This window comes from Helicobacter heilmannii (assembly GCF_001283065.1).
GTDB classification, from domain to species: Bacteria; Campylobacterota; Campylobacteria; order Campylobacterales; family Helicobacteraceae; genus Helicobacter; species Helicobacter heilmannii.
Genome location: NZ_CDMK01000003.1, coordinates 235,934 through 239,940, shown reverse-complemented (window position 1 = coordinate 239,940; position 4,007 = coordinate 235,934). Strand labels below are relative to the sequence as shown.

4 protein-coding genes are annotated in these 4,007 nt (G+C 47.3%); 1 reads left to right on the top strand and 3 read right to left on the bottom strand.

Annotated features, from left to right (window positions below; genetic code table 11):
- Positions 1-79 precede the first annotated feature (79 nt).
- Positions 80-1,471 (top strand): C4-dicarboxylate transporter DcuC, encoded by a 1,392-nt coding sequence (dcuC, locus tag AOG36_RS07710; protein WP_053825824.1) that lies wholly within the window; start codon positions 80-82, stop codon positions 1,469-1,471.
- A 55-nt stretch (positions 1,472-1,526) separates the two neighbouring features.
- Here dcuC and AOG36_RS08730 read toward each other — a convergent pair whose 3' ends face one another.
- The 3 genes from AOG36_RS08730 to AOG36_RS07695 form a co-directional block, all read right to left on the bottom strand.
- A complete protein-coding gene (locus tag AOG36_RS08730; RefSeq protein WP_370696104.1) occupies positions 1,527-2,768 on the bottom strand; it encodes a restriction endonuclease subunit S in 1,242 nt (413 codons plus the stop codon).
- A 5-nt stretch (positions 2,769-2,773) separates the two neighbouring features.
- Positions 2,774-3,709 carry an HsdM family class I SAM-dependent methyltransferase gene (locus tag AOG36_RS07700; RefSeq protein ID WP_231850738.1) on the bottom strand — a complete coding sequence of 312 codons (936 nt, stop codon included), beginning with the start codon at positions 3,707-3,709 and terminating at the stop codon, positions 2,774-2,776.
- Positions 3,706-4,007 (bottom strand): DNA methyltransferase (locus AOG36_RS07695; protein WP_238374892.1); only part of this gene is annotated, 302 nt, incomplete at its 5' end. The genes AOG36_RS07700 and AOG36_RS07695, both read right to left, overlap by 4 nt.

The following is a 4,007-nucleotide window of genomic DNA, read 5'->3' as shown; positions in this document are numbered from 1 at the left end:
TGATAAAAAGTTGACCACATCCCCCCAATTTACCATTCTCACCCCCAAATGCACTAAACTTAAACAAAAAAGGCCAAACATGCTCACAATGATTGGGGCGACACTTTTAGCGGTGGGGATTACTTTTTACTACATCCTGCAAAAGCACCACCCGATCTTTGTGTTCTTGTATGCAGGTTTGGTGCTCTTGGTGGTGGGGCATTACCTCACAGGTGCGCCCATCCCCCACACCCCACCCGCGCACAACTTCGGCCAACTCCTCTTAAACGCCTTTGCCTTCATCGCCTTCACCTTTAAAAAGCAGCTTAGCGGGGTGGGCCTCATCATCATGAGTGTGGCCGGCTTTGCCGCCTACATGAAACACATCCACGCCTCTGCCAAACTCGCCTACCTAAGTAACCGCCCCCTTAGCAAAATTAGCAACAAATATTTAGTCTTAAGCGGGACTTTTGTGGTGGGCATGGGCTTAAAAATTGTGATCTCTAGCTACACGGGACTTTTGCTCTTGCTTTGTGCGTGCATTTATCCCGTCTTGCTTGCGCTCAAAATCCGCCCCATCAGTGCCGTGTGCGTGCTCTCGCTCATCGCCCTAGATTATGGCCCTAAAGATGGCAACACGATCAACATGGCGGACATGGTGGCCCAAAAGGACAACATCGTAGGGCTTTTCTTGCGCTATCAAGTTTGGATTGTGCTTTCCTACACCGCCACCATCGCCCTATTGATCCCCTTTTACTTTGCGTGGGTGGATAGACGCGACAGGCTTAAAAATCTCTTGTGCGATCAAGCCGAGCAGCTAGAAATTGCCAACCCCCCATGCCCGGGGTTTTATATTTTGTTCCCGTGGTTTCCTGTAGTGTTGCTCTTTGGGGGGTATTTTATGGGGGTCAAATTGGATGTGGTGAGCGCGAATTTCATCAGCATCGCGGCGGTCTTTGGTGTAGAGTTTATCCGCCACAAAGATGCAAAAAGGCTTGGAGAGGGGATGGTGGCGATTTTGCGGGCGATGGGGGATATTTTTGTGAGTGTGGTGAGCATTATTATCGCCGCAAGTGTCTTTGCCACGGGTCTTAAGAGTCTAGGCGGGATTATGCTTTTAACCCAAAGCTTGGGGAGCCTGCAGGGGCAGGAGGGGTTGTGGGTGGTGGGGCTTGTGATGGCTCTTTTAGCGTTCATGGTCTATGGCTTTTCGATGGTGATGGGCAGTGGGATCGCCGCCTTTAACGCCTTTGGGCGTTTGGCCCCTGAGATCGCCACTAAAATGGGCATCGAGCCCATCAACTTAGTCCTGCCCCTAGAGATCGCCTCTTGTTTAGGGCGGGCCAGCTCACCCATTGCCGGGGGGATTTTAGCCCTAGCTGGTTTTGCTAAAGCCGCCCCTATTGAAATCATCAAACGCACCTACCCCTTACTGCTCGTGGGCATGGGTGTCAATTTAGCGGTGGGGATGGGATTGGTGGTGCTAGGCTAGCCAAGCAGTAAATGCCCCTCTATAAGGGCTTCAAGGTCTTTTTCTTGGTGTTGTTTCAAAGCCTGTCCTTTAAAGGGATTTGGCCTAGCACGGCTTCGCTGATGAGCGCGCTTTTATAGGCTTTAAGGGCTTTTATTTGGGTTTGTAATTTAGCCATGAGACGATCTAACTTTTGGGTTTTTTCATCTAAAAACGCGGCGATGGCGTGTTGTTCGGGCAGTGGGGGGAGGGGGATAAAAAGGTTTTTTAGCCTTGTTATATCCACGCTGGCAAAAGTCGTGCCCCTCGTGCATTGCAAGCACCAATCGCCCACCACAAAGAAAAAGTAAAAGGCAAATTTTAAATCTAGGGCGTTTTTAAAGCTTTCTTTCAGGGTTAAAATGCTAAACTGCTGGTTTCCGACAAAATCTACCTTAATCAAGGCGTGCTCGCCAATGGTGGCTGTGGTCGCTAAAATGATGCTCCCCGCCTTGAAAAGCGCACCCCTCACACCTAAAGGGGTGATGTGTCTAATCGAGTCGTTTAAAATCCGTCCATTTTTGCGTATGTCCTCCATTCTAAACCAAGGGATATTGCCCCCTTGCCAAAATTCGGGGTTTGTTGTGGAGGGGGTGTAGCCATTTCTTATGTAAAACAAATCCCCAAGCCGCCTAAGCTCCCACCCTGTTGGAATTTCCCCCAGCCAGTCTAAGCCGCTCTGTTTGGTGGGGGTGGCAGCTAGTCCTTTAGTGGCCACTTCGCTAATCAAGGCGTGTTTATAAGCTTTAAGGCTTTGCAGCAGGCAAGATTTTTTAGTGATGAGACGATCTAATTTAGAAGTCTTGTCGTCTAAAAACGCGGCGATGGCGTGTTGTTCTTTTAAGGGGGGGAGGGGGATTGTAAAATTCAATATGGCTTTTTTATCGCCTCTTGGCATTTTTACCCCCTTGATAAAGCGCATCATATAATCAAAAAATGCATCACGCCTTAAGACATAGTATAAAAATCTTGGAGCGACAACGCCCGCATTTCTCACACGCAAAACGACTACATCGCCATTTGTCCCCCCCTCTGTGTCCGCTAGCCAAATCTTTTTGAGATAGGGGCGTATGTTGCCGATTAAAATATCGTTTTGGGCATAGCCACTTGTTTTAGCGTTGCCTTTTGGGATAAAGGTCGCTTCTCTCTTGCCTTGCCCATTTTGCAACAAATTATCCACACCCACATAATTTTTTGGAGTGAGGTGGCTTATCCTTATCCTATCTTTGGGTTGAAAAGCCACATCATATAATCTCTTAACCCCCCACCCCGCTGGCAAATGCTCTAAGCCCTCCAAGGCATTGCCTTAAAGATGTCCTCTAAAAGGGTGCTGATTTCTATCTCTAGGGCGCAAATTTCTACCTTTAATGCCTTGGTGCTCAATCCCTTAGATGTGCTCTTAAAAAACTGGTTAAATAAAATCTCATAGCCCTCTTTTTTAGTGTTCTCTTGCATAAAGCTTAAGGGGGTATGCGGCCAAATATTTTTAAAAAAATAGCTCTTGATGTCCTCTTTTAGGCAGATTTTCTCTTCTTGTTTGTCAAAAAGAACATTAAAGGCACTTTTGCTTGTTTTTTTGCCCTTTATCTTAGGCATAGGCAGCCCTAGGCTGTCTAAAAACTCTTTATGCCCCTGATAAAGGGGCTCTAGCTTTTTAGGGGCGCGCTCTAATTCCTGCAGTTTTTTTAAAATCTCCTCTTTGTTCTCTAGATCATGAAAGCCTTGCTCCTCTAAAAGAGCGGCGCTAGGTTTTAAAGACAGAAGGCTAAATTTTAAATAACCTAAGTCCTCCTTATCTAAGATCACGCTATGCGGGTCTTTAGGCCACTCTAAGAAAAGTTTTACAATGTGGTTGATGTGCTCTGGGTTTAGGCGGTTGCGTTTTTGACCTAGAGATTTAGCCATGGGCGCATAAAGGCTAGTCGCGTCTATGAGCTGGACTTTACCTTGTTTGTGGGTGGGTTTGCGGTTACTCAAAATCCAAATAAAAGTGGGGATGCCGGTGTTGTAAAACAAATCGGTAGGCAGGGCAATCAGTGCTTCTAAAAAATCATTTTTAATGATGTGGCTTCGGATCGCCACCTGCCCGCCATCTTCATTAAAAAGCGGACTGCCATTGTGCACGCAAGCAATCCTAGAGCCCTGGGGGGTGTCCTTCATCTTGCTTAGCATGTTGAGTAAAAACATCATCTGCCCATCCCCTGCCCCCGTAACGCCTATGTTAAAGCGCGCATCCTCCTTAGCGCTTCTTTGCTCGCTCCCCCATGCCTTGCAGTCGCCTCCTTAAGGGGGTTAAAAGTCTTGGGTTTGCCCTTAGAAAAGACGAACATGTATTCGTAGCTGTTTGTGTAGGCGTTGGATCGCATGAAGGGGGTGTTTTTCTTGGCATAAATCATCACATCATGCACATTAAACCCAATCTCTTGAAAGTAAAGGGCGTGCCTAAAGCTGGTGAGGCTCTTGTTGCCATTTTTGATTTTATCGCCCACCACCCACACAGCCACTCCACCCTTTTTAA

What these genes read in the sequence shown, in the direction of transcription:
- dcuC (WP_053825824.1), top strand. Translation starts at nt 80, where the DNA reads ATGCTCACAATGATTGGGGCGACACTTTTAGCGGTGGGGATTACTTTT.